We start from the raw sequence: 25,368 nt of genomic DNA, 5'->3' as shown, positions 1-25,368 counted from the left end.
GCCCTCGGCACGATGTTCTGGAGGCTACGACTTCGAGCGTGCTCGAAGTCAAGCGAGGGGTGCGGCCCGGTTTCGCCGTCGGTGAATTGACGGCGGGTGAGCGGAATGGGACATCCGCCTCCATGACGATGCCGGACACACCCGCCCTCCCCCGTCTGCCCGAGGCCGACATCACGGCGCTCAAGGCCGAGGCGACCGCGTGGTTCACGACGCTGCGCGACCGCATCGTCGCCGCGCTCGAAACGCTGGAGGCCGACGCGAGCGGCCCCTTCCACCCGGACGCGCCGGACGCTGCGCAGACCTTCAAGAAGACCCCCTGGGAGCGCACCGACCATACCGGCCTCCCGGGCGGCGGCGGCACCATGGCGATGCTGCACGGCCGGGTGTTCGAGAAGGCAGGCGTCCACGTCTCGGCGGTCCACGGCGAGTTCGCGCCGGAATTCCGCGCGCAGATGCCGGGGGCCGCCGAGGACCCGCGCTTCTTCGCCACCGGCATCTCGCTGATCGCGCATCCGTGGAACCCGAACGTGCCGACGGTGCACATGAACACCCGCTTCGTGGTGACCACGAAGACGTGGTTCGGCGGCGGCGCCGACCTCACCCCCGTGCTGGAGCGCCGGCGCACGCAGGACGACCCCGACACGCAGCACTTCCACTCCTGCCTCAAGGCGGCGTGCGATGCCCACGCGCCGGCGGCGGATTACGACAGGTACAAGCGGTGGTGCGAGGAGTACTTCTACCTGCCGCACCGCAAGGAGCCGCGCGGCGTCGGCGGGATCTTCTACGACTACCACTGGACCGGCGACCCGCAGGCCGACCTCGCCTACACCCGCGACGTCGGCGGCGCCTTCCTCGCGGCCTATCCCGAGATCGTCCGGCGCAACGTCGCGACGCCGTGGACCGAGGAGGACCGGCTGGAGCAGCAGGTGCGGCGCGGGCGCTACGTCGAGTTCAACCTGCTGCACGACCGCGGCACGATCTTCGGCCTGAAGACCGGCGGCAACGTCGCCTCGATCCTGTCCTCGCTGCCGCCCACCGTGCGCTGGCCGTGAGCGACGACCGCGCCGAGGACGCGCACAAGCACAAGCCCTTGCACAAGCCCTTGCACGAGGACCTATCCAACCACTTGCCCAACCACTCGCACACGCCCAAGCACTTCGCCCCGCAGCAGGACGCGGCGCTGAAGGCCATCGCGGCCTGGCGCAAGGACAAGGGCGCCGCCCAGGTCTTCCGGCTGTTCGGCTACGCCGGCACCGGCAAGACCACGCTCGCCCGCCGCATCGCCGACGACGTCGAGGGCTCCGTCGTGTTCGGCGCCTTCACCGGCAAGGCGGCCTCGGTGATGCGGCAGAAGGGCTGCGCGGACGCCGCGACGATCCACTCGCTGATCTACCGCACCAAGGAGACGGAAGAGGGCGGCCCCGCCTTCTCCCTGAACCGCGCCGGGCCGGCGGCCAAGGCCGACCTCATCGTGATCGACGAGTGCTCGATGGTCGATTCCGACCTCGGCCACGACCTGCTGTCGTTCGACAAGCCGGTGCTGGTGCTCGGCGACCCGGCCCAGCTCCCCCCGGTGCGCGGCGGCGGCTTCTTCACCGAGGCCGAGCCCGACGTGATGCTCACCGAGGTCCACCGCCAGGCCAAGGACGACCCGATCGTCCGCATGGCGATGACGGTGCGCGAGGGCGGCCGCCTCGAGCTCGGCGACTACGGCGCCAGCCGCGTGGTCTCGCGCCGCTCGATCGACCCGACCCAGGTGCTCGATTGCGACCAGGTGCTGGTGGGCATGAACAAGACCCGCCGGCTCTACAACGGGCGGCTGCGGGAGCTCGCCGGCCACGTCGACCCGATGCCGGCGGTGGGCGAGAAGCTGGTCTGCCTGCGCAACGACCGCACCAAGGGCCTGCTCAACGGCTCGACCTGGACCGTGCAGGCCCTGCGCGCCCCGCCCCGCCCCGACACGATCCGCCTCGACGTGGTGCCCGAGGACGACGGGGGCACGCGCAAGCGCGCCGTCGACATCAAGGTTTTACGCGCAGTCATCTCGGGGTCCGAGGAGGAGATCCCGGCCTTCCTCCGCCGCGAGACCGACGAGTTCACCTACGGCTACGCGCTCACCGTGCACAAGGCGCAGGGCTCGCAGTGGGACAAGGTGGTGCTGTTCGACGAATCGTTCGCCTTCCGCGAGCACCGGGCACGGTGGCTCTACACCGGCCTGACCCGCGCGGCGCAGGCGATCACGGTGGTGGTGTAGGGGCAGGCCCTTCCCTCGCCCACAGAGCGACAGGATTCCTACATCGCCGGTCTTGGCGGTTCGATGCGCGCGCATCCCCTCGCCCCGCTTGCGGGGAGAGGGCTTTGCCGACCTCGTCGTCGGCAAAGCGAGGCGGTAGCCGACGGTGAGGGGGCCGAGCCGGAGGAGGCTTTTCCGTTCGCGCCCCCTCACCGTCGCTTCGGCTTCGCCTCCGCTCCCCGGCTGCACGACGGGGTGCAGCCGGGCCTCTCCCCGCGGGCGGGGAGAGGGGAACCCGCGGGGCATCCGAGGCCGTCACGAGATGTGCGATACCAGACCTTGATGAGCCCGACTCATCGAGGTCTGGCCCCCGCGACTGCGGGGCGGCGGCAATCCGCCGGACCTCATGGGTTCTTACCCATGAGACTTGGTATGATACGGGAGCCTGCTTCGGGGGGAGGGAAGAGCGCTCAGAGCTTCGTCCCAAAAATCTCCGCCACCTGCGGGATGTCCTTGTCGCCGCGGCCGCACAGGTTCATCACCATGAGGTGGTCGGCGGGCTTGTTCGGGGCCATCTCCAGCACCTTGGCCAGCGCGTGGGCCGGCTCCAGCGCCGGGATGATGCCTTCCTGCATCGAGCACAGCTTGAACGCGCCGAGCGCCTCCTGGTCGGTGGCCGAGAGGTAGGTGACGCGGCCGGACTCGTGCAGCCACGCGTGCTCGGGGCCGATGCCGGGATAGTCGAGGCCGGCCGAGATCGAATGCGCGTCGGCGATCTGCCCGTCGTCGTCCATCAGGAGGTAGGTGCGGTTGCCGTGCAGCACGCCCGGCCGCCCGCCCGAGAGCGAGGCCGCGTGCAGGCCGGAGGACACGCCGTGCCCGGCGGCCTCGACGCCGAAGATCTCGACCTCGCGGTCGTCGAGGAACGGGTGGAACAGCCCCATCGCGTTCGAGCCGCCGCCGATGCAGGCCACGAGCGAGTCGGGCAGCCGCCCCTCGGCCTCCAGCATCTGCTCCTTGGTCTCGCGGCCGATGATCGACTGGAAGTCGCGCACCATCGCCGGATAGGGATGCGGGCCGGCGACCGTGCCGATGCAGTAGAACGTGTCGGCGACGTTGGTGACCCAGTCGCGCAGGGCCTCGTTCATCGCGTCCTTGAGGGTCTTGGTGCCGGACTCGACCGGGATCACCTCGGCGCCGAGCATCTTCATCCGGAAGACGTTGGGCGCCTGGCGCGCCACGTCGACGGCGCCCATGTAGACGACGCAGGTCAGGCCGAACCGGGCGCAGAGGGTCGCGGTGGCGACGCCGTGCTGGCCGGCGCCGGTCTCGGCGATGATCCGCTTCTTGCCCATCCGGCGGGCGAGCAGGATCTGCCCCAGCACGTTGTTCACCTTGTGCGAGCCGGTGTGGTTCAGCTCGTCGCGCTTGAAGTAGATTTTGGCGCCGCCGCAATGCTCGGTCAGCCGCTCGGCGAAGTAGAGCGGGCTCGGCCGGCCGACATAGTGCTTGAGGTAGCCGTCCATCTCGGCCTGGAACGTCGGGTCGGCCTTCGCCGCGGCGTAGGCCTCCTCCAGGGAGAGGATCAGCGGCATCAGCGTCTCGGCGACGAAGCGGCCGCCGAAGATGCCGAACCGGCCGCGCTCGTCGGGGCCGGTGCGGAACGAGTTCGGAGGGGGAGACAGGGTCACGGGTCGCGTCCTTGTTCGCGAGGGTGGGGTCGCGACGCGGTGATCGCGATGGGCCGTCCGGGTGCGAGGCGCACCGGGCGGGCCGTGTGGGCTCGGGTTTGCGGTCAGATCGCCCCGCGGGTCAACACGCGCCGGCGCATGGCGGACGGGGCCGACCGTCGCGGCGGGAAACGAAAAGGCCGGGCGTCGCCGCCCGGCCTTCGTCGTCCGAACCCGTTCGGGCCGGGCTATTGCGGCTTGTCGGCCGGGACGCCCTGCACGCTGCCGTTGGCCTTCAGGTCCTGGGCCTTCTGTTCGGCCGCAGGGTCGGCCTTGGCCGGCGCGTCGGTGGTCGCGGGCGCCGGCGGAGCGGTCGGCGCGGGCGCCGTGTCGGAGGAGGGCGACGGCCCGCTGCTCTCGGGCGCCGACTTCTGCTCGACTGCGTTGCGGTTCTCGGACCCGGCGCCGGCGGGCGCGCCCGGCGGCTTCTCGGTGACGGGCTTGTCGGTCTTCACGTCGGCGGGCTTGGCCGGGCTGTCCTTGCCCTCGGAGGCCTTGCCGGCGGCCGGCTTCTCCGAGGTCGGCTTGTCGGCCGGCTTCTCGGCAGGCTTGGCGGCGTCCGCGGGCTTGGCCGCGTCGGCCGGCTTGGCCGCGTCCGCAGGCTTGGCCTCCGCCGCCTTCTCGGCCACCGGGAGCGGCTTCGGGCTGTCCGATAGGGTGTGGAGGTAGGCGATGACGTTGGCGCGTTCCTGCGGCGAGGAGATGCCGGCGAACGCCATCTTCGTGCCCTTCACGTAGGCCTTCGGGCTGGTGAGGAATTCGTCGAGGTCGGCGTAGGTCCAGGCGCCGCCCTTCTCCTTCATCCCGGCCGAGTACTCGAAGCCCTCGTGGGCGCCCTTCTTGCGCTCGACCACCTCCCACAGGTCCGGGCCGACCTTGTTCGGGCCGCCCTTCTCGAAGCTGTGGCAGGCCTGGCAGGCCTTGGTGCCGCCCTGGCCCTTCTCGACGTTGGCCGAGGCCAGGCGCACCGCGATCGGCTCGACCTTGGCGGCCTCGGGCGCGGCGGCGCTCTCTTCCTTGGCCTCCGGCAGGTCGTAGCCGGCCTTGCCCGCGGGCTTGGGGTGGTAGATCAGCTCGGCGACGAAGCCCGATCCGGCCACGAACAGCAGGGCGCCGAGGACCGCACCGGCCACCTTGTTCAGCTCGAACGAGTCCATGCTCTCTTCAACTCCTGTCGCGCTGCGCGGCGGGCCGGCCCACGCCCGGCGTGCCGGCGCCGGACTTTGGAAGATTTCGAGGGTGCTTAGCCGCTCCAAGCCGACCTTGACAATGGCGGATCGGGTGACGACGGCCACACGATTGGTCGCACGCCGCCCGCCACCCAACGCGCCCGGGCGCCCTCGGGTGCCCGAACCGGGCCTGTGGCGTGCCCCCGCGGGGCGTTTGGCGTACACCCAGCGGGGCGTACGACCGCGCGCCGGCGCCTTCGATGACAAGGCGGCGGGCGCCTGTTAAGCACCCGTCCGCGGCCGGATCGCTGGCCCCAAATCGCCGCCTCAAGGTCGCTCGCCCGAGATCGCCGACGGATGTCCGATCCCCTCGTCCTGATTCCCGCCCGCCTCGCGGCGACGCGCCTGCCGAACAAGCCCCTGGCGCTGATCGCCGGCGAGGCGATGATCGTCCACGTCTGGCGCCGCGCCGTCGAGGCCGGCATCGGCCCGGTGGTGGTCGCCACCGACACCGCGGAGATCGCCGCCGCGGTCGAGGCGGTGGGCGGCGTCGCGGTGATGACGCGGGCCGACCACCCGTCGGGCTCCGACCGGCTCGCCGAGGCCCTGGAGATCGTCGACCCGCAGGGGAACCACGACGTCGTCGTCAACGTGCAGGGCGACCTGCCGACGATCGACCCGCGCGCCATCGGCGCGGCGGTGGCGCTGCTCGCCGACCGGGCGGTCGACATCGCGACGCTGTGCGCGCCGATCACCGATCCGGCCGAGGCCGACGACCCGAACGTGGTCAAGCTCGTCGGCCACATGGTCGGGCCGGAGCGCCTGCGCGCGCTGTACTTCACCCGCGCCCGCGCCCCCTGGGGCGACGGGCCGCTGTTCCACCATATCGGCCTCTACGCCTATCGCCGCCGGGCGCTGACGCGCTTCATGGCGCTGCCGCCGGGCGAGCTCGAGACCCGCGAGAAGCTGGAGCAGCTCCGCGCCCTGGAGGCCGGGATGCGCATCGACGCCGCGATCGTCGACGACCTGCCGCTCGGCGTCGACACCCCCGCCGACCTGGAGCGCGCCCGCGCCCTGCTCGCCGCCCGCCGCCTCAACTGACGATCCGATGACCGATCCGATGACCGATCCGATGACCATCAGCTACCAGGGCGAGCCCGGCGCCAACTCGCACATCATCTGCGCGGAGGCCTACCCGGACTGGACGCCGCTCCCCTGCCCCACCTTCGAGGACGCCTTCGCGGCGGTCACCGAAGGCCGGGCGCAGGCCGCGATGATCCCGATCGAGAACTCGATCGCGGGCCGGGTCGCCGACATCCACCACCTGATCCCGACCTCGGCGCTCCACATCGTCGCCGAGCACTTCCTGCCGATCCACTTCCAGCTGATGGTCCTGCCGGGCACGAAGCTGGAAGACCTCAAGTCCGTCCACACCCACGTCCACGCGCTCGGCCAGTGCCGCCGCATCATCCGGCGGCTCGGCCTCAAGGCGGTGGTGGCCGGCGACACCGCGGGCGCCGCCCGCGAGGTGATGGAGGCCGGCGATTCGTCCCGCGCGGCCTTGGCGCCGGCTCTGGCGGCGGAGGTCTACGGCCTCGACATCCTCGCCCGCGACGTCGAGGACGAGGCCCACAACACCACCCGGTTCGTGGTGTTCCGGCCCGACGCCCTGCCTGCGGCCCCGGACGACCGGCCGATGGTGACGAGCTTCGTCTTCCGGGTGCGCAACATCCCGGCGGCGCTCTACAAGGCGCTCGGGGGCTTCGCCACCAACGGCGTCAACATGTCGAAGCTCGAGAGCTACATGGTCGACGGCGAGTTCACCGCGACGCAGTTCTACGCCGAGGTCGACGGCCACCCCGAGGAGCCGGGCCTCGCCCGGGCGCTCGCCGAGCTGGCGTACTTCTCGCGCGAGCTGCGGATCGTCGGGACCTATCCGGCCCACCCGTTCCGCGACGCGGCGCGGCCGGCGGCGGAATAGCTCACTCCCGCCCGATCACCCGGTCGACCACCACGTCGGACCAGAAGCCCGGCCGGAAGCCGCGCTTCAGCGCCTCCGGGTCGTAGACGGTCTCGACCCAGGTGAGGAAGTCGAGGCCCCGCGCCTCCCCCTCGATGCGATAGCGCGCGAAGAACGCGTCGAGGATGCCGGTCTTGGCGAAGCGGAAATGGCCGTAGCGGGCCGAGAGCTGGCGCGCGGCCTCCGCCACCGGGCGGTTCTCGTGCAGGATCAGGTAGAGGGCGGCGCCGAGGCCCGCCCGGTCCGCGCCCGACTTGCAGTGCATCACCGCCGGGTATTCGAGGCCGGCGAAGAAGTCGCGCGCCGCCAGGATCGTCTCGCGCGAGGGCGCCTCGCGGGAGCGCAGCACGAACTCGACGAGCTTGAGCCCCTGGCGCTCGCAGGCCTCGCGCTCCAGCGGCCAGGAGCCGTGCTCGCGCCCGCCGCGGAGCGAGACCACCGTGCGCACCCCCTCGGCGCGGAAGCGCGCGAGCTGGTGCGGCCCGGGCTGGGCCGCGCGCCACATCTTGCCCGTGCCGACGGGATGGCGGTTGAGGTAGGCCATCCGGAAGATGCCGTGGTCGACGAACAGCATGTTCGCCCAGGCGCCGAGGCGTGCCGGCGCGCCGCTGATCGGCCGCGCGAAGCGCTCGATGCGGGCCATGCGGCGGGCGTAGCGGGTCTCGGGGCTGAGGAAGCGGTTGAACACGGGCTCTCGGGGCTGCGTCGCGGGGCAGGCCCTATCACCGCACCCGGTGGGCGGCAATTCGGCATCGCCCTTGCCTGTCGTCGGCTGCCTTCTGTTCGCCCCGATCGCGGGAGAACCTGACGGCCCGACGCGGGTTGCCCCTCGCGAACCGCACGACCGAACGGAAGGGTCCGGCCATGAGCACCCGCACCACGAGCATCCGCCGGGCCCGCAACGCGGATGTCGGCGCGCTGTCGGCGGTGTTCGATGCGGCGTGGCGCGAGGCCTATCGCGGGATCATCCCGGGCGTCGCCCTGGAGCGGCTGATCGCCCAGCGCGACGGCGCGTGGTGGCGCGCCGCGCTGAGGCGTGGGCGGCCGATCGCGGTGGTGGAGACCGCCGACACGGTGGTCGGCTATGCCGGCTACGGCCGGGCCCGCAGCCGGTCGCTCGGCGTCGAGGGCGAGGTCGACGAGCTCTACCTCCGGCCGGAATACCAGGGCGTCGGCCTCGGGCGGCGCCTGTTCCTGGCGGTGCGCAACGACCTGGCCGACCACGGCCTGACCCGGGTCGGCGCCTGGACGCTGGAGGACAACGCCCGCGCCGCCGAGTTCTACGCGGCCTTGGGCGGTCGGCCCGGCCCGCGGGCGCTCGACCGCCTCGCCGGCGTGCCGCTGCCCAAGGTCGGCTACCTGTTCGGCTGACGCTTCTCCGCGTTCGTCGCGGGCGGCGGCGCGGCCCGGATTTGCTTCGGCGCCGAGGCGCTTTAAGAGACCGGCCCAACGGGGCGAGGCCCCGATCCACGGGACGCCAGCGCCATGATCATCGACAACATCTCGATCGGCAAGAATCCGCCGCACGACGTCAACGTCATCATCGAGGTGCCGCTCGGCGGCGAGCCGATCAAGTACGAGATGGACAAGGAGGCCGGCGCGCTCGTCGTGGACCGCTTCCTCTACACCCCGATGTTCTACCCGGGGAATTACGGCTTCATCCCGCACACCCTGTCCGGCGACGGCGACCCCTGCGACGTGCTCATCGCCAACACCCGCGCCGTGCTGCCGGGCGCGATCATGAGCGCGCGCGTGGTCGGCGTGATGGTGATGGAGGACGAGGGCGGCGAGGACGAGAAGATCATCGCCGTGCCCTCGCGCCACCTGACCAAGCGCTACGACCGGATTGAGAACTACACCGACCTGCCCGAGATCACGATCGAGCAGATCCAGCACTTCTTCGAGCACTACAAGGATCTCGAGCCCGGCAAGTGGGTCAAGTTCGTGCGCTGGGGCGACAAGACCGAGGCCCACCGCCTGATCCAGGAAGGAATCGACCGCGCCACCAAGGCCAAGGGCTGAACCAAGGCCAAGGGCTGAGGGATTTCCGCACGGCCTGATTCGAAGGCCGCGCGCCTCCTCCCTCCCCCGCAGACGGGCTCCCGTAGTCACACATGTCGTCACGGTCTCGGATGCCCGCGGGTTCCCCTCTCCCCGCGGGCGGGGAGAGGCCCGGCTGCACCCCGTCGTGCAGCCGGGGAGCGAGAGGCGAAGCCGAAGCGGCGGTGAGGGGGAGCCGACGGAGGAGCCTCCTCCGGGGCGCACCCCCTCACCGTCGGCTGCCGCCTCGCTTTGCCGACGACGAGGTCGGCAAAGCCCTCTCCCCGCATGCGGGGAGAGGGGATGCGCGTAGAGTGAATCGCCAGAAGCCGGGATGTCTGAATTTCGTCGGCAGAGTGTCGGGGAAACCGAGCGCGTTACCGCGACGACCTGAGGCGCCTCACAGCGCCTCGCCGCGCAGCAGCCGCGGTTGGGTGCCGCGCGAGGCGGCGGCCTCGCCGACGAAGAAGCGCTTGAGGCCGGGCAGCCGGTCGACGAGGCCGAGGCCCAGGTCGCGCGCGATGCGGACCGGCAGGGCGTCGTTCGAGAACAGGCGGTTGAGGCCGTCGGTGGCCGCCGCCATCGCCAGCGTGTCGAACCGGCGCGCCCGCTCGTAGGCGACGAGCACGTCGGCCGCGCCCGGATCGAGCCCGAGGCGCAGGGCGCCGGTGACCGCTTCCGCCAGCGCCGCCGCGTCGGCGAGGCCGAGGTTCAGCCCCTGGCCCGCGATCGGATGGATGACGTGGGCGGCGTCCCCCAGCAGCGCCAGGCGCTCGCCGCGGAAACGCCGGGCGATGCCGAAGGCGAGCGGGTGGGCGCTCGGCCCCTGCTCCAGCGCCAGCTGCCCGAGCTGAGGCGTGAACCGCCGCTCGATCTCGGCCAGCACCGCGTCGGGCTCGCCCCCGAGCAGGGCGTCGACGTCGGCGGCCCGCTCGGTCCAGACGATCGAGGAGCGGTGGCCCTGCGGCCCGTCGGCCAGCGGCAGGATCGCGAACGGGCCGCTCGGGAGGAAGTGCTCGGTCGCCCGGCCGCCGTGCGGGCGGGCGTGCCGCAACGTCGCGACGATGCCCACCTGCGGGTACGACCAGCCGACCCAGCCGATCCCGGCCGCCTCGCGCAGGCGCGAGCGCGCTCCGTCGGCGGCCACGAGCAGGGCCGCTCGCAGGGCGCGCCCGTCGGCGAGCGTGGCGCGGATGGTGTCGCCGTCGGGCACCGCGCGGGCGATCCCGACCGGCTCCAGCGCGACGCCGGCCGCCTCGCAGGCCGCGCGAAGGGCTTCCACAAGCGCCTCCGCCTCGACCATGTGGGCGAAGGGGCCGTCGGCGTCCCGCGGCGTCTGCGCGAAGGTGAGGAAGACCGGGCGCACCGGGTCGGCGAGCCGGCTGTCGCTGATCGCCATCTCGGTGATCGGTGCGGCCGCCGCCCCGAGCCCGTCCCAGATCCCGAGCCGCTCCAGCATGCGCCGGCCGCCCGCCGCGATGGCGAAGGCCCGGCCCCGCTGCCGCACGGCCGCCTGCGCGAGCCCCGGATCGCAGACCGTGACCGCGAGCGCATCCCCGTGCGCCTGGCGCAGGGCCAGGGCCAGCGACAGGCCCGGGATGCCCGCGCCCGCGAGCAGCAGGTGGCGGCTGCCCGGGCGGGTCGTCGAACCCCTCATCGCCTCGTCCTCATCGTTCGCGCATCCCGGCTCGCGGTGTCCCGGCAGTGACACCGCTTCCGCCCGCAGGCAACGCCCGGCGCGGGCGGGCGGTCCCGGGGTGGCGCCGTCGCAGGCCGAGCGGATGGCGGGCGCGATGGCGAGGCGGGCCGTGCGGATGCTATGGCGGAGGCGTCCTCGCCGAGAAAGCCCGCCGCACCGCCATGCCGTCCGACCAAGTCATGCCGACCGACCAAGTCACGCCGTCCGATCCAGCTTCGCCGACCAACCCCGACATCGTCGCCGAACTCCTCGCCATCCTCGACCTCGAGCGGCTGGAGACCGACCTGTTCCGCGGCGTCAGCCCGCAGAACGGCTGGAAGCGGGTGTTCGGCGGGCAGGTGGTGGGGCAGGCGCTGGTCGCCGCGACCCGCACGGTGCCGAGCGCCCGGGCGCCGCACTCGCTGCACGCCTACTTCCTCCTCGGCGGCGATCCCAGCGTGCCGATCGTCTACGAGGTCGAGCGCATCCGCGACGGGCAGAGCTTCACCACGCGCCGGGTCAAGGCGATCCAGCACGGCCGCGCGATCTTCGCGATGACCGCCTCGTACCAGGTGACGGAATCCGGCCACGCCCACCAGGCGGCGATGCCCGAGGCGCCGCCGCCGGAATCGCTGCCCGACACCAAGTCCCTGCTCGCCAAGGGCGTGCCCGGCATCCCCGCGGCGGTGGCCGGCTATTTCGGCCGTCCCCGCCCGATCGAGCTGAAGCCGGTCGACCTGCGGCGCTACCTCGAAGGCGGGCCGCAGGCGCCCCTGTGCAATGTCTGGCTGCGCGCGGCCTCGACGCTCCCCGACGACCCGGCGATCCACCAGGCGGTGCTCGCCTACGCCTCGGACATGACCCTGCTCGACGCCACGCTGATCGCCCACGGCCGCTCGGTGTTCGATGCCGACATCCAGTCGGCGAGCCTCGACCACGCCCTGTGGTTCCACCGCCCGTTCCGGGCCGACGACTGGCTGCTCTACGCGCAGGACAGCCCCAACGCGGCGGGCGCCCGGGGTTTCGCCCGCGGCCAGATCTTCTCGCGCGACGGGACGCTGGTGGCGTCGGTGGCGCAGGAGGGCCTGATCCGCCCGCGGTCGGCCTAGTTTCGCGCCAAACCCTTCGGCGGCGGCCTTGGTGGCCGTTCGATTGAGCTTCGATCGAGCAAGATGCCTGCTCAATAGGCATCTACTGCTCAGCTTGCGCCCGTCGCCGCGCCAGTGCGCGACCAATGCGTGTGCATTCGGGACGGATGCGAAAAGGTTCCCGAAAACGTTGGCCCTGGCATAGTCCTTGAATGACGGCCCGGCGATCGCGGGGTCATTCCGGCCCTGCGCGACCATTCCCGGACCGGGGCCCCCTGCCGAGCGTCGGCTGCGGCGGACGGTTCCCAAGCCACAGCAGGGGGCGCCACCCATGAAAATCGTGATGGCCATCATCAAGCCGTTCAAGCTGGAGGAGGTGCGCGACGCGCTGACCGGCATCGGCGTGCACGGCCTGACGGTGACCGAGGTCAAGGGCTACGGCCGCCAGAAGGGCCACACCGAGATCTACCGCGGCGCGGAATACGCCGTGAGCTTCCTGCCCAAGCTGAAGATCGAGGTCGCGGTCGCCGCCGACCTGACCAGCACGGTGATCGACGCCATCGCAGGCGCCGCCCGCACCGGCCAGATCGGCGACGGCAAGATCTTCGTCATGCCGCTGGAGAAGGCCGTCCGGATCCGCACCGGCGAGACCGACGCCGACGCGCTCTGAGCGGCCGGCGACAGACGCCGTCCCTCCCTCCATTCTGCCTCGCATCCATCCTGACAGCACCGCGACCCGGGAGTCTCGTGTCCATGAAACTTCGTAACGCCCTCGCGCTCGGACTGGGAGGGGCCGCGCTCGCCCTCGTCCTCGTCGAGCCGTCCCTCGCGCAGACGCCGGTGCCCGAGGCGGCCTCCGCGCCCGCGCCCGCCGCCCTGGTGCCCAACAAGGGCGACACCTCCTGGATGCTGATCTCCTCGGCCCTCGTGCTGATGATGAGCGTGCCGGGCCTGGCCCTGTTCTACGGCGGCCTCGTGCGCACCAAGAACATGCTCTCGGTCCTGACGCAGGTCTTCGCGATCGTCTCGATCGTCTGCCTGCTGTGGGTGTTCTACGGCTACAGCCTCGCCTTCACCAACGGCGGCGGCATCAACGACTTCGTCGGCGGCTTCTCGAAGGCGTTCCTGAAGGGCGTCGACCCGAACTCGACCGTCGCGACCTTCTCCAACGGCGTCGTCATCCCGGAATACGTCTACATCTGCTTCCAGATGACGTTCGCGATGATCACCCCGGCCCTCATCGTCGGCGCCTTCGCCGAGCGGATGAAGTTCTCCGCGCTCGTGGTGTTCACCATCCTCTGGGTGACGCTGATCTACTTCCCGATGGCGCACATGGTCTGGTACTGGGGCGGCCCGGACGCGGTCGGCAACGCCGCCAAGGCCCTGGCTGCCGCCACCGACGACGCCTCGAAGGCGACCGCGCAGGCGGCCCTCGACGCCGTCAACGCCGACGCGGGCTTCCTGTTCAAGAAGGGCGCCCTCGACTTCGCCGGCGGCACCGTCGTGCACATCAACGCGGGCATCGCCGGCTTCGTCGGCTGCCTGATGCTCGGCAAGCGCATCGGCTACGGCCGTGACCTGCTCGCCCCGCACTCGCTGACCATGACCATGATCGGCGCCTCGCTGCTCTGGGTCGGCTGGTTCGGCTTCAACGCCGGCTCCAACCTCGAGTCGAACGGCACCACGGGCCTCGCCATGATCAACACCTTCGTCGCCACGGCGGCGGCGGCGGTGTCCTGGCTGTTCGTGGAGTGGGCGATGAAGGGCAAGCCGTCGCTGCTCGGCATGGTCTCCGGCGCCATCGCCGGCCTCGTGGCCGTCACCCCGGCGTCCGGTTTCGCCGGCCCGATGGGCTCGATCGTCCTCGGCCTCGTCGCCGGCGGCGTCTGCTTCGTGATGTGCTCCACCGTGAAGAACGCGATCGGCTACGACGACTCGCTCGACGTGTTCGGCGTGCACTGCATCGGCGGCATCCTCGGCGCCCTGGCGACGGGCATCCTGGTCGACCCGAAGCTCGGCGGCGTCGGCATCCCCGACTACGCGACCAAGCCCGGCGAGATGGTGCTCGGCACCTACGACATGATGAGCCAGTTCATCATCCAGGCGGAGGCCGTCGGCCTCACCCTGCTGTGGTCGGGCGTCGGCTCGGCGATCCTGTACAAGCTCGTGGACCTGACCATCGGCCTGCGCGTGACCCAGGACGAGGAGCGCGAAGGCCTCGACATCGCCGACCACGGCGAGCGCGCCTACAACTACTGAGCCGTCGACGTCGCCGAGACGTCCAAGGAAGCCCCGGTGCCCCGCACCGGGGCTTCTTTCGTTCCAGCGAGCCGCCGGCGAGCATGCCCATCAGCCCTCCGACGGGTCCGCCGACGGGTCCGCTCGGCGAGACCGGTGCGGAAGCCTGATCCCGAGGCAGGCGATCGCGCCGCGGACCAGTCCTCCGGCGTCGAGCGATTCGCCGATGCAGTCGATCCCGGCTCGTTCCGCCGCTGCTTGGTAACGATGCGTTAACGAAGCGGCACGGAATTCCGGAAGATCAACTCCTGACGGTGCGTTCGGCTGTGGTGCGACGGCAACACATCTTGGCGATAGAACTGTCCAGCTCTGGATTGCCTCTTTGCTAGGCAATTGCCCGCAAGATGTTTTTGCGGAGGTTGGGAACTTTCGGCACCTTGGCCGCAGCAAAAAACAAACGGGGCTCGGACTATGACCTTGAAGCTGTTCCTCCAGGGCGCCACGGCGTCGATCGCCACGCTGCTCTGCGTCGGACAGGTGTCGGCCGCCGACCTGTCGGCTCGGCCCGCCCCGCCGCCCGTGCCGGAAGCCTGCAAGGTCGCGATCACCTTCCCGGCCTATGGCGGCGTGATCAAGCAGAACCCGAACCCGAGCTGCTTCACCATCGGCGGCCTCGGCGAGATCTACGTCGGCGGCGCGGTGACCGGCTACGCCTACACCCAGACCAACCCGTTCAACACGCTCGTCACGCCCCCCGGCGTGCCCAACGACCGCGCCGGCCGCGTCGACTTCTCGAACCTGCAGGGCTTCATCCAGAAGGCCGACGGCCCGTTCCAGTTCTACGTGGCGGTCGGCGCCTACACGATCCCCGGCCTCGGCGCGCCGATCTACAGCGCCTTCGACCAGACCGACCTGCTCTTCACCCCGGTCTCGATCGCGTTCGGCAAGTACCAGATCAACGACGAGTGGTCGCTGCAGGGCGGCCGCATGCCGACCAACATCGGCTCGGAGCTGCCGTTCACCTTCCAGAACCTGAACATCTCCCGCGGCCTGCTGTTCAACCAGGAGAACGTGATCAACCAGGGCGTGCAGGTGAACTACGCCAGCGGCCCGTGGGCGGCCTCGCTGGCTGCGACCGACGGCTTCTTCTCGGGCGAGCTCAACTGGATCACCGGCCTGATCACCTACAAGATCGACGACGCCAACACGATCGGCATCAACGGCGGCACGCACTTCAGCAGCTTCAACTCCGGCCTGCAGAGCCTGCGCTTCCAGTACGCCACCCCCCTGGCGCTGCAGAACAGCAGCATCGTCAGCCTGAACTACACCTACGCGGCCGGCCCCTGGATCGTGACGCCCTACATCCAGTACACCAACGTCGAGCGCAACGCCGCCTTCGGGCTCAACGGCGCCGAGACCTTCGGCGGCGCGATCCTGGCGAGCTACGCCTTCACCGACAACTTCGCGCTCGCCGGCCGCTTCGAGTACATCGCCCAGACCGGCAGCCGCTTCAGCGTGATCCCCGCGACCTCCGTGCTGTACGGCCCGGGCAGCGAGGCGCTGTCCTTCACCGTCACGCCGACCTTCACCTTCGGCCAGTACTTCCTCCGCGGTGAATACTCGCGGGTCGAGCTCTACGACATCAGCCGCGGCAACCTCGCCCTCGGCACGCTCGGCACCGGCTTCGGCCGCACCGGCAACCGCACCTCGCAGGACCGCTACATGGTCGAGACCGGCATCACCTTCTGAGGCCGGCACCGCGCGGGACCGCTCATCCGGTCCCGCACTTACGACCGAACGAAGAAGGGGCGGCGCCGATGCGCCGCCCCTTCTTCGTCTGCGCCTCGTCCGGCCTGCCGGGCGAGGCGGTCCGCGCTCAGGCGGCCTGCGCCAGCGCCGCCTTCTGCTGGGCGAAGGCCCAGTCGAGCCACGGCGTCAGGGCCTCCAGGTCGCTCCGCTCCACCGTGCCGCCGCACCAGATGCGCAGGCCGGGCGGCGCGTCGCGGTAGGCGCCGATGTCGAGGGCCACGCCCTCGCGCTCCAGGGTCTCGACGATGCCCTTGGCGACCCGCTCCACCACGGCGTCGCCCAGCGCGAGCACGTCCGCGTCGGCGATGACGAGGCACACGCCGGTGTTGGAGTAGGTCGCCGGGTCGACCGCGAGGTTGGCGATCCAGGGCGTGCGCGCCACCCAATCGTGGATCACCTTCGCGTTCCCGTCGGCCCGCGCGTGCAGGGCGTCGAGCCCGCCGAGCGATTGCGCCCAGGCCAGCGTGTCGAGGTAGTCCTCGACCGCGAGCATGGAGGGCGTGTTGATGGTGTCGCCGGAGAAGATCCCCTCGATCAGCTTAGCCCCCTTGGTGAGGCGGAATACCTTCGGCAGCGGCCAGGCCGGGACGTGGCTCTCCAGGCGGGCGACGGCGCGGGGCGAGAGCACCAGCATGCCGTGCGCCGCCTCGCCGCCCATAACCTTCTGCCAGGAGAAGGTCACGACATCGAGCTTGTCCCAGTCGAGCGCCTGCGCGAAGGCGGCCGAGGTCGCGTCGCAGATCGTGATGCCCTCGCGGTCGGCGGCGATCCAGTCGCCGTCCGGCACCTTCACCCCGGCGGCGGTGCCGTTCCAGGTGAAGACCACGTCGTTGGCTTTCGTGTCGATCGCCGACAGGTCGGGCAGCACGCCGTAGGGCGTCTGGTGGATGCGGGGGCTGATCTTGAGCTGCTTCAGGGTGTCGGTGACCCATTCGGAGCCGAACGCCTCCCAGGCCGCCACCTCCACGGTCTTCGGCCCGAGCATCGACCACATCGCCATCTCGACGGCGCCGGTGTCGGAGGCCGGGACGATGCCGATTCGGTAGTCGGCCGGCACCCGCAGCACCGCCCGCGTCAGGTCGATCGCCTGCTTCAGTTTGGCCTTGCCCGCGGGCGAGCGGTGCGAGCGGCCGAGCGGCGCGTCGGCCAAGGCCGCCGGCGTCCAGCCGGGGCGCTTGGCGCAGGGGCCGGACGAGAAATGGGGTAAGCGCGGGCGTGTGTCGGGTCGGCGCAACATCAGATCCATCCTTACAGATGGGCGCACCTCGTCGGGGAGGCGTGTCCCGCCGCCGGGATGCGCCGATCCGAGCATCGGCGCAATCATGGATGGCTTGGAAAAATCTTCACCAGGCGTCCCGGTTCGGCGCCCCCGACGCCGGTCCGGCATCAGATCGGCTCGGATACCGGAATGAAGAGGCCACGAATACAACGCGGATTTCGCACCGCGATCTGCGTATGGCTCATTTGCTTGAATCCCGACCCGGGATAGAGTTCGCCGCGCTCGGTAAAAATTCCCCTCACCGTATCGTAGGGTTCGAGGTCCGAGTCTTCGTCGCACGATCGATCGATCATGCTGTGAAGGTGGTTGATGACGGCGCAGTCCAAAAACCGAAGCAGCTGATCGGAATGTTGGTCGTTCTTAATGTTTTTGTTTTTTGGCAGAGGAAGGCCTGAAATCTCCTGCGTCGCCACGAAGGAATCGTAGGCAGCGCGAAGGATGTCCAAGTCGTTGCGATTGGTCAGATCCAGGCAATGTCTCATACCGAACCTCGCTGAGCCCGACTCATCGAGGTTCGGCCCCCCCCCCGCGACTGCGGGGCGGCGGTCGTCCGCCGGACCTCATGGGTTCTGACCCATGAGACTTGGTATCAGATCTATGACGGCCCCGATCACAAGCGGCTTTGCAGTCTCGGTGGTTTCGAATTTCGCCTCGGCCCATTCCAGGGCGCGTTGCGGATCCGCTTCCCAGAAGTAGGCGCCCGGCCCGAGCCAGTCATAGTCCCTGTCGCTCTGGATCAGCGAGGTTTCGCCGCGAATCGCCTTGAGGCCTACCGTCTCGTCACAGCCGTGATAGCCGAGGACAAACGATGTCGCGAGCCGGCTCAAGCGACGCGTGCCGCCTTCTTCCGACGGCCACCGAACGCGATGTGCAACTTGCCCTCCCGCGTATAAATTCCCTCGTTGATCGGGGTTTCACGCGCAACGGCTTTGCTCGCCGTATTCGCAGCGGTGCGCTCGGCGATCAGCTTCTTGATCGCAGCACGACGCTTTTCGTCGGTCATGGCTTTTCGTCGGTCATGATCTCGACTCTCAACCAAGGGCGACCGCAAGTCCGGCTTCGATCGAAGGGCCGGCGAGCCTGAGGTCCTATTGAGATCTCCGTCGGACTCGCAACCGACGATGCGAAAGATCGGCACGCGATCTCGGTTCTTCGACCATTCGGACGTGACGGACGCACTACCCGCGCGGCTTCTCCATCAGATCCGGCCGGCGCTCGGCGGTGATCCGCTCGGATTCCGCGCGGCGCCAGGCGCGGATCGCGCCGTGGTCGCCGCCGGTGAGGACGTCGGGGATCGTGCGGCCCTCCCAGTCGCGGGGCCGGGTGTAGTGCGGGTATTCGAGGCGTCCGCCCTCAAAACTTTCCTCGTCGCCCGAGGCCGCCTTGCCCATCACGCCGGGCAGCAGGCGCACGCAGGCGTCGACGAGGGTGATCGCCGCGATCTCGCCGCCCGAGAGCACGTAGTCGCCGATCGAGACCTCCTCGAGGCCGCGCCCCGCGATCACCCGCTCGTCCACCCCCTCGAACCGGCCGCAGACGATCACCGCGCCCTCCCCCGCGCTCAAGGCCCGCACCCGCGCCTGCGTCAGCGGTCTTCCGCGCGGGGACATGAGCAGGCGGGGCCGCGCGTCGTCCGGGCCCGTCGCCGCGTCGATGGCCGCGGCGAGCACGTCGCAGCGCAACACCATGCCGGCGCCGCCGCCGGCCGGGTTGTCGTCGACGCTGCGGTGGCGGCCGAGCCCGTGCTCGCGGATGTCGCGGGCCTCGCAGACCCAGTCGCCGCGGGCGAGCGCGCTCCCCGACAGCGAGGCGCCGAGCGGCCCGGGAAACATCTCGGGATAGAGCGTCAGGATCGTCGCCCGCCAGGGGCGCGCGTTCGGCGTCGGGGTCGTCATGGTCGAGGTGGTCATGGTCGGGGCGGTCATGGCCGCTTGATGGCGCCGCGACGCCTGCGCGGTCAACGCCGCGGCCGACACCACGGCACTTGGTGCCGCCCTCGCGCGTTCGGACTGCGATGATCAGATCCGCTTGCGCCGCCCTCCTCGCCCTGACCTTCGCGGCGCAGGCCGCCGAACCCCTCGGGCCCCCCGGCGCGCCGGCCGCGGCCTTCCCGAAACCCGACCGGCCGGTGGCCGAGATCGTGGCGGCGCAATGGGCGCTGGAAAAGGACCGCGAGAAGGCCGACGAGTTCGGGCAGGTCGCCCGCCTGATGGGCTTCAAGCCCGGCGAGACGGTGGCCGACGTCGGCGCCGGCAGCGGCTACTACGTCACGCGGCTGAGCCCGCTGGTCGGGCCGCAGGGCCGCGTGCTCGCCGAGGACGTGACGCCGCGCTACCTCGCCGACCTCGAGGCCCGCCTGCGCAAGGCGGACCTGACCAACGTCACGGTGGTGCGCGGCGAGCCGCACGACCCGCGCCTCGCAGCCGACTCCGTCGACGCCGCGATCCTGGTGCACATGTACCACGAGATCACCCAGCCCTACGGCCTGCTCCACAACCTCGCCGCCGCGATGAAGCCCGGCGGCCGGGTCGGGATCGTGGACGCCGACGACATCCCGTCGCGCCACGGTACGCCGCCGAAACTCCTGCGCTGCGAGCTGTCGGCCGCGGGATATCGCGAGACGAGTTTTTCGGTGCTCGACGGCGGCGTCGGCTACCTCGCGGTGTTCACGGCGCCCGCGGCGGGCGAGCGGCCCGACCCGAAGGCGATCGTCCCGTGCAAGGACGAGGCGACGCGAGGGAAGGCCCGATAAGGGGGGCGGGTCCGTCCGTCGAGACGGCGGCTTCGCGACCCCTCGCAGAGCCTCGCAAGTCCGCTTCCGGGCGTCTCGAGGATGCGAGCCGACGGCCGTTCCGGGTTGAAAGCCGTTCCACGAAGCGGCTGCACACGACGCTTCTGGGCGTGTGAGACCCCGTTTCATAAGGGGTGCGCGAGCCGTCTGACGAGGATCATAGCGGCCGCCAAGACAAAGAAGGCGAGCGCCGAGGACGGGGTCGCCTCGTAGTCGCGGGCAAGCCTGCGGCATCGGGCGATCCAGCCGAAAGTCCGCTCAATGACCCAGCGGCGGGGCTGGACGGCAAAGCCCTTCTGTCCCTTGTCCGGTCGGACGATCTCGACGGTGATGGCGGTGGCGTCGCCGACGCGCTCGCCCTGATAGGCTTGATCGGCAAAGCAGTGAGCCAGGAATGGCCACAGGCGGCGCGAGGCCTGCAGCAGAGCGACCCCGCCGTGGCTGTCGTGCCGGTCGGCCGTCGAGACGGTGGCCAGGAGCAGACGGCCATCCATATCGGTGAGCGCATGGCGCTTGCGGCCGACCACGCGCCGGGCCGGGTCGTAGCCGCGCTCCCCCTTGACGCCGACGCCGCCCGAGCGCGCGGCCTGCGCATCGAGGATGGCGCCGGTCGGGCTGGCCTCGCGCCCGGCGCGCGCACGGTCGGCCATGGTGAGGGCGTGGGCAAGGCGCTCGAACACACCCGCCTTCGACAGGCGCAAGAACCAGCGGTGAATGGTGGACCAGGGCGGGAAGTCCAACGGCAGATGCCGCCACGCGCAGCCGGTGCGCAGGACGTACTGGATGCCGTCCAGGATTGCCCGCAACGGCCAGCGCCAGGGACGACCCGCGCGCGACGGCTCAGGTAGGAGCGGGGCGATCAGCGCCCACTCCGTGTCGGTCACGCTGCTTGCGTAGGGCAGGCTCTCGCGCGCAAGCTCGGCACGGGCGGCGGGTGTCCACATCGGCGTTCCAGGGTGAGCGTCAGACACTCTCCCAACGCTGACGATGCTCGCCGCTCACCCCAAGTAGCGATCCGCGGCTGCCCCTTATGAAACGGGGTCTGAGACCCGATCCGGTTGATCCCTTCGGGATGGCGGATTCGGGCTTCGCTCGGGCGCCGCGCGGGCTGGCCCGATCCGGCCTGTCGATCGGCGCTACGAACCGATGTCGCCGATGCCGGCGAGGCGCGCTTCGATCCAGGTCTGCGCCGCGTCGAGGCTGGCGAAGATCGGCGCTCGATAATCATCGACGCGGCCGAAGCCCGCCTCCAGGAACCACTTGCCCGCGTCCTCCCCATGCTGCTCCGACAACTGCACGAGGATCGCAGCCAGGAACCCGTCGGCGAAAACCAGCCGGCTTTCCTGGTCGTCGCTTCCCGTGGCGACCTGCACAGGCTGTAACTGAAGGGTCATGCCGCAACACGCTCCCCCAGATGCAGGTAGTTGGCCTTGAACTCGGCCAACGCCTTGAGGCACGGGAGGTCGAGGATGGTCAGTCGGCGATAGCGGAGTTCGATCAACCCCCGCCGCCGGAGTTCCTGCAGCGTCCGGTTGAGGTGCACGTTCGACAGGCCGGTGGTGTCGGCCAAGACCTCCTGCGTGAGCGGCAGGTCGAAGCTGTTGTTCTCGACCAGTCCCACCACCTGGAGTCGGACCCGAAGCTCACACAGCAGATGCGCGAGCCTCTCCAAGGCCGAGCGGCTGCCGACGTTGACCAGCCACTCGCGCAGCGTCGCCTCGTCCACCAGCGTACTCACCCGGAACGCACGCGCGATCTGAGGATGATGCTCCATCACCTCGGTAACCGTCTCCGGTGCGATGCGGACCACGCGGCAGGCGGACAGGGTAGTGATCGCGTGGTCCATTTTGTCGAGCAACGCCACGTCGAGGTCGCAGAAGTCGCCCGGCACGAGGTAGGCGGTGATCTGGCGGGCGCCGGTCGCCCGCACCTTGTGGCGGCAGGCGATGCCCTCCAGGATCAGGAACACGCCCTCCGGCGCGTCGCCCTCGCGGACGAGGTCGGTCTGCGACGGGACGATCCGGGACGGAGCGCTGATCCGCTCCAGCACCGCCATGTCGGCCTCCGACAGGGGCGCGAAGCCCTTGAGCTTGCGCACGAGCGGATTGTTCCAGCCGGTCGCAGCCTTGGACAGCCGAAGCGGTGTCGGTGCCTCGGCGCCGACAGGTGCGGCGCTGGAGAGGGCGAGTTCGTCCAACAGGGTCACCACGTCCCAAGGCAGGGCGGGCTTGATCAGCCACGGCGCGTTGCGAAAGCTGGTGGCCGCCACCTCGTCGCGGTGGATGCCGGTGTGGACGAGGAAGGGGATCTCCCGCTGGCGCAGCTCGCGCGACAGGGGGATGCAGGGTCCGTCCCGCAGCTGCACGTCGAGGACGGCCAAGGTCGGCTGCTCGCGCTCGAGGATCTGCACGGCGTCCGCCGTCGTCGCACAGGGGCCGAGCACGCGGTAGGCCGCCGTCTCCAGCGCTTCGCTGAGATCCATGGCGACGACCGCATCCGGTTCCGCGAGCAGTACGGACGGCTGCTGACTCATCGGATCCATGCATAGCTCCCATCACCGCGCCGCAGAGCCAATTGCCGATCGCATGGTTCCAGCACCTAAGTTATAAACGGTGCTCCATCGTATTTGATAGATATCTCTTGCTCTTGGTGTGGTAGCCAACACACCGTCCAGCTGCGTTTCACATAAGTTAAAGCTTAGTCCTGACATTTGACTAGATCGAAGATGCTCGGATACTTCGTCCGTCGTCTGCCGGTGGTTCCGGGCGTAGGCGCTTAGGAGACCACCGTGCTCTTGCCCTTCCCCCGCAAGAGAGCGCCGTGTCCCAGCCTCAGCAAGCCACCGTCCGCAACCGCCTGCTGAAGGCCCTGCCTGCCGACGATTTCGTGCTGCTCCAGCCGCACCTGCAGCGCGTCACCGCCGAGCTACGCCAGACGGTGATCGCGCCCGACGAGCCGATCCGGTCGTTGTTCTTCCCGGAGAACGGCTTTTCCTCGATCGTCAGCGGAAGCTTCGGCAAAGTCGAGGTCGGGTTGATCGGCCGCGAGGGCCTCGTCGGCGCCACGCCCGTACTGCTCGGCGGGGATCGGACGCCGTTCCACCACTTCATCCAGTCCGCGGGCGAGATGCTGGCGATCGGCATCGCGGATCTGGAAGCGGCCGTCGACGCGAGCCCATCGTTGCGCAAGCTGCTGCTGCGCTACGTCCAGACCCTGATCCTCCAGACGGCGCAGACCGCCTTCGTCAACGCAGCCTACAACATCGACGTGCGCCTCCGCCCGCTGGCTGCTGATGTGCCACGACCGCTTGGACGGCGACGACCTCGCGCTCACCCACGAGTTCCTCGCCACGATGCTGGGGGCGCAGCGCAGCACCACCACCCTGGCCATCCAAGCCCTGGAGGGGCACGGCCTGATCCGTGCGCGGCGAGGTCGCATCACGATCCTGGATCGCCCGGCGATGGAGGCGGTTGTGGAGGAAGGCTACGGCCTGCCCGAGCGTGAGTATGCGCGGCTGATCGAGAGTACCTGATGCCCCGGTTCTTCTTCAACGTTCGACACCGCGACGGCGTCTCGGGATTGGCGATCGATGAAGAGGGTGATGAGCTTGCCGACGTGGCGGCTGCCCGGGAGCACGCCCTGTCGGTCGCCCGGAAGATGATCGCGCAGGACCGCCTGACGATGATCCGCGACTGGATGGTGTGTTCGTTCGAGGTCACCGACGAGGCCGGCGACCGGGTGCTCACGGTGCCGTTCGGCGACACCGTTCCGCAGGAGGACGGTTTGGAGTGAACCCGTCGGATCGTACCCTGCGACGCCCGTGAAGCCGCCGCCCGGTCCATGGGACGTCGGCCGGGGTCGCAGGCGGAACGTCCGAGACGGCCTCCGCTCGATCGAAGCGGAGGCCGTCTCAGGCCAGCCCGGGCGGCGCCTGAGCGAAGCCCGGATCCGCCATCCCGCGGGGATCGACCGGATTTGGTCTGACTCGCGACGACAGGCCGAAGGCCGCTTCCCGCACGGCGCGGAGCCCGCTCCCGAAGACGAGCGCGAGAGCATCGTCCAGGGCCTCCGGATCACGGAGGACGCCCTATCTCGTCGTGGGGTCGAATCTCTTCGCACGAGCCGGCATCCGCCCGGCTTGAACACGCCGTGGGTCTCCCCCGACATTCCTCACGAGCGCCAGCGCAGCTCCCGCGTCTCCAGCGGGTTTTCGAATCGGCGGCCGGCGCGGGCGGCTTCCAGCGCCTCGCGCTTCAGGCGGAAATACCATTGCGAGGGCAGGTCGCCCTGGCCGAACAGCACCATGGTGGGTTTCCGGTCGAGGCCGGCCTGGGCGTGCTGGAGCACCTGCTGGTCTTGGGTCAGGAACTGGCGCATCAGCGGGCGGGCGACGGGCTTCAGCAGGTTGAGGCCGGGGATGTTCCAGTAGAGCGCGTTGGTCAGCATCGTGCGGTTCGCCGTCAGCGGCGTCGCGAAGGTGTAGTTCGCGAGGCGCTTGGGCCCCGCCGTGATCCGCTCCAGGCGCACGCCGGGGAGGCGGAACTCGATCTCGACGTCGGGCACCCCGCCGAGCAGGCGGTAGACCGGCGAGCTCGTCGTCGTGGCGTGGCTCGACATGACGAAGCCGTGCGGCACCGGCCGGAAGGTCTTCTTCTTCTCGCGCAGTTCTTTCGACGGCCGGAACCACCAGGAATCGTGGACGAAGGCGACGTGGCCGGGATCGACGAGGCTCAGCGTCGTCAGGTCGAACGAGGCCTCGACCACGAGCTCGACCACGAGGGAGCCGACGGGGTCGAAGTCGAGGGCCGGCAGGGAAGCGGTCTCGCCCGGCGCCCCGAGGTTCGGGTTGACCCAGACGAAGCCGGCGCTCTCGACCACGGGGAAGCGCTGCACCACGATCTTCGAGAAGTCGGCCGCGTCGTGCTCGGAGAGCGTCGGCACGTCGCGGCAGCGGCCTTCGGTGGAGAAGCGCCAGCCGTGGAACGGGCAGACCAGCTCGGCGCCGTCGAAGCCGCCCTTGGACAGCGCCATGCCGCGGTGGGGGCAGCGGTCGCGGAGCGCGAAGGGCGCGCCCGACGCGTCGCGCCCGATCACGATCTGCTCGCCGTTCAGCTCGACCGCGCGCAGCGCCTTGCCCGTCAGCCCCGAGGCCTGGCCGACGCAGTACCACGCGTCCGGCAGCGGCCGGCGCATCGCGTCGGGGTCGAGGGCCTCGTCGGCGGCCGGGTCGCGCGCGGGACCGGTCGAGTGGGCCGCGACGGGTGAGACGGACATGGGGTCTCGCAACGGTTCG

The 25,368-nt window shown here is 70.3% G+C and carries 25 protein-coding genes and 1 pseudogene; 13 read left to right on the top strand and 13 right to left on the bottom strand.

Annotated elements, in window-relative coordinates; genetic code table 11:
• Positions 1 to 122 precede the first annotated feature (122 nt).
• The gene (gene hemF, locus FV226_RS03825; RefSeq protein ID WP_147750551.1) at positions 123 to 1,052 is read left to right on the top strand and encodes an oxygen-dependent coproporphyrinogen oxidase; all 930 of its coding nucleotides are present in this window, start codon (positions 123 to 125) and stop codon (positions 1,050 to 1,052) included.
• A 74-nt stretch (positions 1,053 to 1,126) separates the two neighbouring features.
• Positions 1,127 to 2,254, top strand: coding sequence for an ATP-dependent RecD-like DNA helicase (locus FV226_RS03820; protein ID WP_147761897.1), 1,128 nt, complete (start codon positions 1,127 to 1,129; stop codon positions 2,252 to 2,254).
• Between the two features lie 449 nt (positions 2,255 to 2,703).
• On the opposite strand, the gene trpB is transcribed toward FV226_RS03820, so the two are convergent.
• Together trpB and FV226_RS03805 are read right to left on the bottom strand one after the other, a co-directional pair.
• The gene (trpB, locus tag FV226_RS03810; protein WP_147750547.1) at positions 2,704 to 3,924 is read right to left on the bottom strand and encodes a tryptophan synthase subunit beta; all 1,221 of its coding nucleotides are present in this window, start codon (positions 3,922 to 3,924) and stop codon (positions 2,704 to 2,706) included.
• A gap of 227 nt (positions 3,925 to 4,151) precedes the next feature.
• Positions 4,152 to 5,120 (bottom strand): cytochrome c family protein, encoded by a 969-nt coding sequence (locus FV226_RS03805; RefSeq protein ID WP_147761871.1) that lies wholly within the window; start codon positions 5,118 to 5,120, stop codon positions 4,152 to 4,154.
• Between the two features lie 369 nt (positions 5,121 to 5,489).
• Between FV226_RS03805 and FV226_RS03800 the strand changes: the two genes are divergently transcribed.
• Together FV226_RS03800 and FV226_RS03795 are read left to right on the top strand one after the other, a co-directional pair.
• On the top strand, positions 5,490 to 6,233 hold the full coding sequence (locus tag FV226_RS03800; protein ID WP_147761870.1) for a 3-deoxy-manno-octulosonate cytidylyltransferase: 744 nt from the start codon (positions 5,490 to 5,492) through the stop codon (positions 6,231 to 6,233).
• Positions 6,234 to 6,252: 19 nt separating this feature from the next.
• Positions 6,253 to 7,113 carry a prephenate dehydratase gene (locus FV226_RS03795; RefSeq protein WP_147761896.1) on the top strand — a complete coding sequence of 287 codons (861 nt, stop codon included), beginning with the start codon at positions 6,253 to 6,255 and terminating at the stop codon, positions 7,111 to 7,113.
• Position 7,114: 1 nt separating this feature from the next.
• Here FV226_RS03795 and FV226_RS03790 read toward each other — a convergent pair whose 3' ends face one another.
• On the bottom strand, positions 7,115 to 7,840 hold the full coding sequence (locus tag FV226_RS03790) for a tyrosine-protein phosphatase (RefSeq protein WP_147750543.1): 726 nt from the start codon (positions 7,838 to 7,840) through the stop codon (positions 7,115 to 7,117).
• Between the two features lie 176 nt (positions 7,841 to 8,016).
• On the opposite strand from FV226_RS03790, the gene FV226_RS03785 reads away from it, so the two are divergent.
• Together FV226_RS03785 and ppa are read left to right on the top strand one after the other, a co-directional pair.
• On the top strand, positions 8,017 to 8,523 hold the full coding sequence (locus FV226_RS03785) for a GNAT family N-acetyltransferase (RefSeq protein ID WP_147750542.1): 507 nt from the start codon (positions 8,017 to 8,019) through the stop codon (positions 8,521 to 8,523).
• A gap of 114 nt (positions 8,524 to 8,637) precedes the next feature.
• On the top strand, positions 8,638 to 9,174 hold the full coding sequence (gene ppa, locus FV226_RS03780; protein ID WP_147750541.1) for an inorganic diphosphatase: 537 nt from the start codon (positions 8,638 to 8,640) through the stop codon (positions 9,172 to 9,174).
• A 418-nt stretch (positions 9,175 to 9,592) separates the two neighbouring features.
• Here the strand turns inward: ppa and FV226_RS03775 are convergent, their stop codons facing one another.
• Positions 9,593 to 10,849 (bottom strand): FAD-dependent monooxygenase, encoded by a 1,257-nt coding sequence (locus FV226_RS03775; protein ID WP_147761869.1) that lies wholly within the window; start codon positions 10,847 to 10,849, stop codon positions 9,593 to 9,595.
• 221 nt (positions 10,850 to 11,070) lie between these two features.
• On the opposite strand from FV226_RS03775, the gene tesB reads away from it, so the two are divergent.
• The 4 genes from tesB to FV226_RS03755 all read left to right on the top strand — a co-directional run bounded on the left by tesB (position 11,071) and on the right by FV226_RS03755 (position 15,945).
• Positions 11,071 to 11,979: an acyl-CoA thioesterase II gene (tesB, locus tag FV226_RS03770; RefSeq protein ID WP_147761868.1), complete on the top strand. Its 909-nt coding sequence runs from the start codon at positions 11,071 to 11,073 to the stop codon at positions 11,977 to 11,979.
• Positions 11,980 to 12,289: 310 nt separating this feature from the next.
• Positions 12,290 to 12,628 (top strand): P-II family nitrogen regulator, encoded by a 339-nt coding sequence (locus FV226_RS03765; protein WP_147728184.1) that lies wholly within the window; start codon positions 12,290 to 12,292, stop codon positions 12,626 to 12,628.
• Positions 12,629 to 12,711: 83 nt separating this feature from the next.
• The gene (locus FV226_RS03760) at positions 12,712 to 14,217 is read left to right on the top strand and encodes an ammonium transporter (protein ID WP_147750538.1); all 1,506 of its coding nucleotides are present in this window, start codon (positions 12,712 to 12,714) and stop codon (positions 14,215 to 14,217) included.
• Between the two features lie 450 nt (positions 14,218 to 14,667).
• On the top strand, positions 14,668 to 15,945 hold the full coding sequence (locus FV226_RS03755) for an outer membrane beta-barrel protein (protein ID WP_147750537.1): 1,278 nt from the start codon (positions 14,668 to 14,670) through the stop codon (positions 15,943 to 15,945).
• Positions 15,946 to 16,072: 127 nt separating this feature from the next.
• Here the strand turns inward: FV226_RS03755 and FV226_RS03750 are convergent, their stop codons facing one another.
• From FV226_RS03750 to trmD, 5 genes are all read right to left on the bottom strand, one after another.
• A complete protein-coding gene (locus tag FV226_RS03750) occupies positions 16,073 to 17,242 on the bottom strand; it encodes a phosphoserine transaminase (protein ID WP_147761867.1) in 1,170 nt (389 codons plus the stop codon).
• A gap of 149 nt (positions 17,243 to 17,391) precedes the next feature.
• Positions 17,392 to 17,697: a hypothetical protein gene (locus tag FV226_RS03745; protein WP_246691483.1), complete on the bottom strand. Its 306-nt coding sequence runs from the start codon at positions 17,695 to 17,697 to the stop codon at positions 17,392 to 17,394.
• A gap of 147 nt (positions 17,698 to 17,844) precedes the next feature.
• Positions 17,845 to 18,111, bottom strand: coding sequence for a hypothetical protein (locus FV226_RS03740; RefSeq protein WP_147761865.1), 267 nt, complete (start codon positions 18,109 to 18,111; stop codon positions 17,845 to 17,847).
• Complete coding sequence (locus FV226_RS03735) at positions 18,108 to 18,287, bottom strand: hypothetical protein (RefSeq protein WP_147761864.1); 180 nt, start codon at positions 18,285 to 18,287, stop codon at positions 18,108 to 18,110. Before FV226_RS03735 ends, FV226_RS03740 begins: the two co-directional genes overlap by 4 nt.
• A 175-nt stretch (positions 18,288 to 18,462) precedes the next feature.
• Positions 18,463 to 19,179, bottom strand: coding sequence for a tRNA (guanosine(37)-N1)-methyltransferase TrmD (gene trmD, locus FV226_RS03730; protein ID WP_147761895.1), 717 nt, complete (start codon positions 19,177 to 19,179; stop codon positions 18,463 to 18,465).
• Between the two features lie 119 nt (positions 19,180 to 19,298).
• On the opposite strand from trmD, the gene FV226_RS03725 reads away from it, so the two are divergent.
• Positions 19,299 to 20,036: a methyltransferase domain-containing protein gene (locus tag FV226_RS03725; RefSeq protein ID WP_147750535.1), complete on the top strand. Its 738-nt coding sequence runs from the start codon at positions 19,299 to 19,301 to the stop codon at positions 20,034 to 20,036.
• Between the two features lie 164 nt (positions 20,037 to 20,200).
• On the opposite strand, the gene FV226_RS03720 is transcribed toward FV226_RS03725, so the two are convergent.
• From FV226_RS03720 to FV226_RS03710, 3 genes are all read right to left on the bottom strand, one after another.
• Entirely contained in the window at positions 20,201 to 21,019 is an 819-nt protein-coding gene (locus FV226_RS03720) for an IS5 family transposase (protein WP_147761863.1), read from the bottom strand.
• A gap of 192 nt (positions 21,020 to 21,211) precedes the next feature.
• Positions 21,212 to 21,469: a hypothetical protein gene (locus FV226_RS03715; RefSeq protein ID WP_147750534.1), complete on the bottom strand. Its 258-nt coding sequence runs from the start codon at positions 21,467 to 21,469 to the stop codon at positions 21,212 to 21,214.
• Complete coding sequence (locus FV226_RS03710; protein WP_147761862.1) at positions 21,466 to 22,617, bottom strand: helix-turn-helix domain-containing protein; 1,152 nt, start codon at positions 22,615 to 22,617, stop codon at positions 21,466 to 21,468. Before FV226_RS03710 ends, FV226_RS03715 begins: the two co-directional genes overlap by 4 nt.
• 278 nt (positions 22,618 to 22,895) lie before the next feature.
• Here FV226_RS03710 and FV226_RS03705 point away from each other — a divergent pair.
• Positions 22,896 to 23,607, top strand: a pseudogene (locus FV226_RS03705) (Crp/Fnr family transcriptional regulator).
• On the top strand, positions 23,607 to 23,867 hold the full coding sequence (locus FV226_RS03700) for a hypothetical protein (protein WP_147750531.1): 261 nt from the start codon (positions 23,607 to 23,609) through the stop codon (positions 23,865 to 23,867). The pseudogene FV226_RS03705 and the gene FV226_RS03700 overlap by 1 nt, the downstream one beginning before the upstream one ends.
• A 378-nt stretch (positions 23,868 to 24,245) precedes the next feature.
• Here the strand turns inward: FV226_RS03700 and FV226_RS03695 are convergent, their stop codons facing one another.
• Positions 24,246 to 25,349, bottom strand: a complete 1,104-nt coding sequence (locus tag FV226_RS03695) for an aromatic ring-hydroxylating dioxygenase subunit alpha (protein ID WP_147761861.1) — start codon at positions 25,347 to 25,349, stop codon at positions 24,246 to 24,248.
• Between the last annotated feature and the right edge of the window lie 19 nt (positions 25,350 to 25,368).

Origin of the sequence: Methylobacterium sp. WL12, assembly GCF_008039475.1 — a bacterium.
GTDB lineage: Bacteria > Pseudomonadota > Alphaproteobacteria > Rhizobiales > Beijerinckiaceae > Methylobacterium > Methylobacterium cerastii.
The sequence above is the reverse complement of the archived record's forward strand: the minus strand, read 5'-3'. Positions and strand labels throughout refer to the sequence as shown.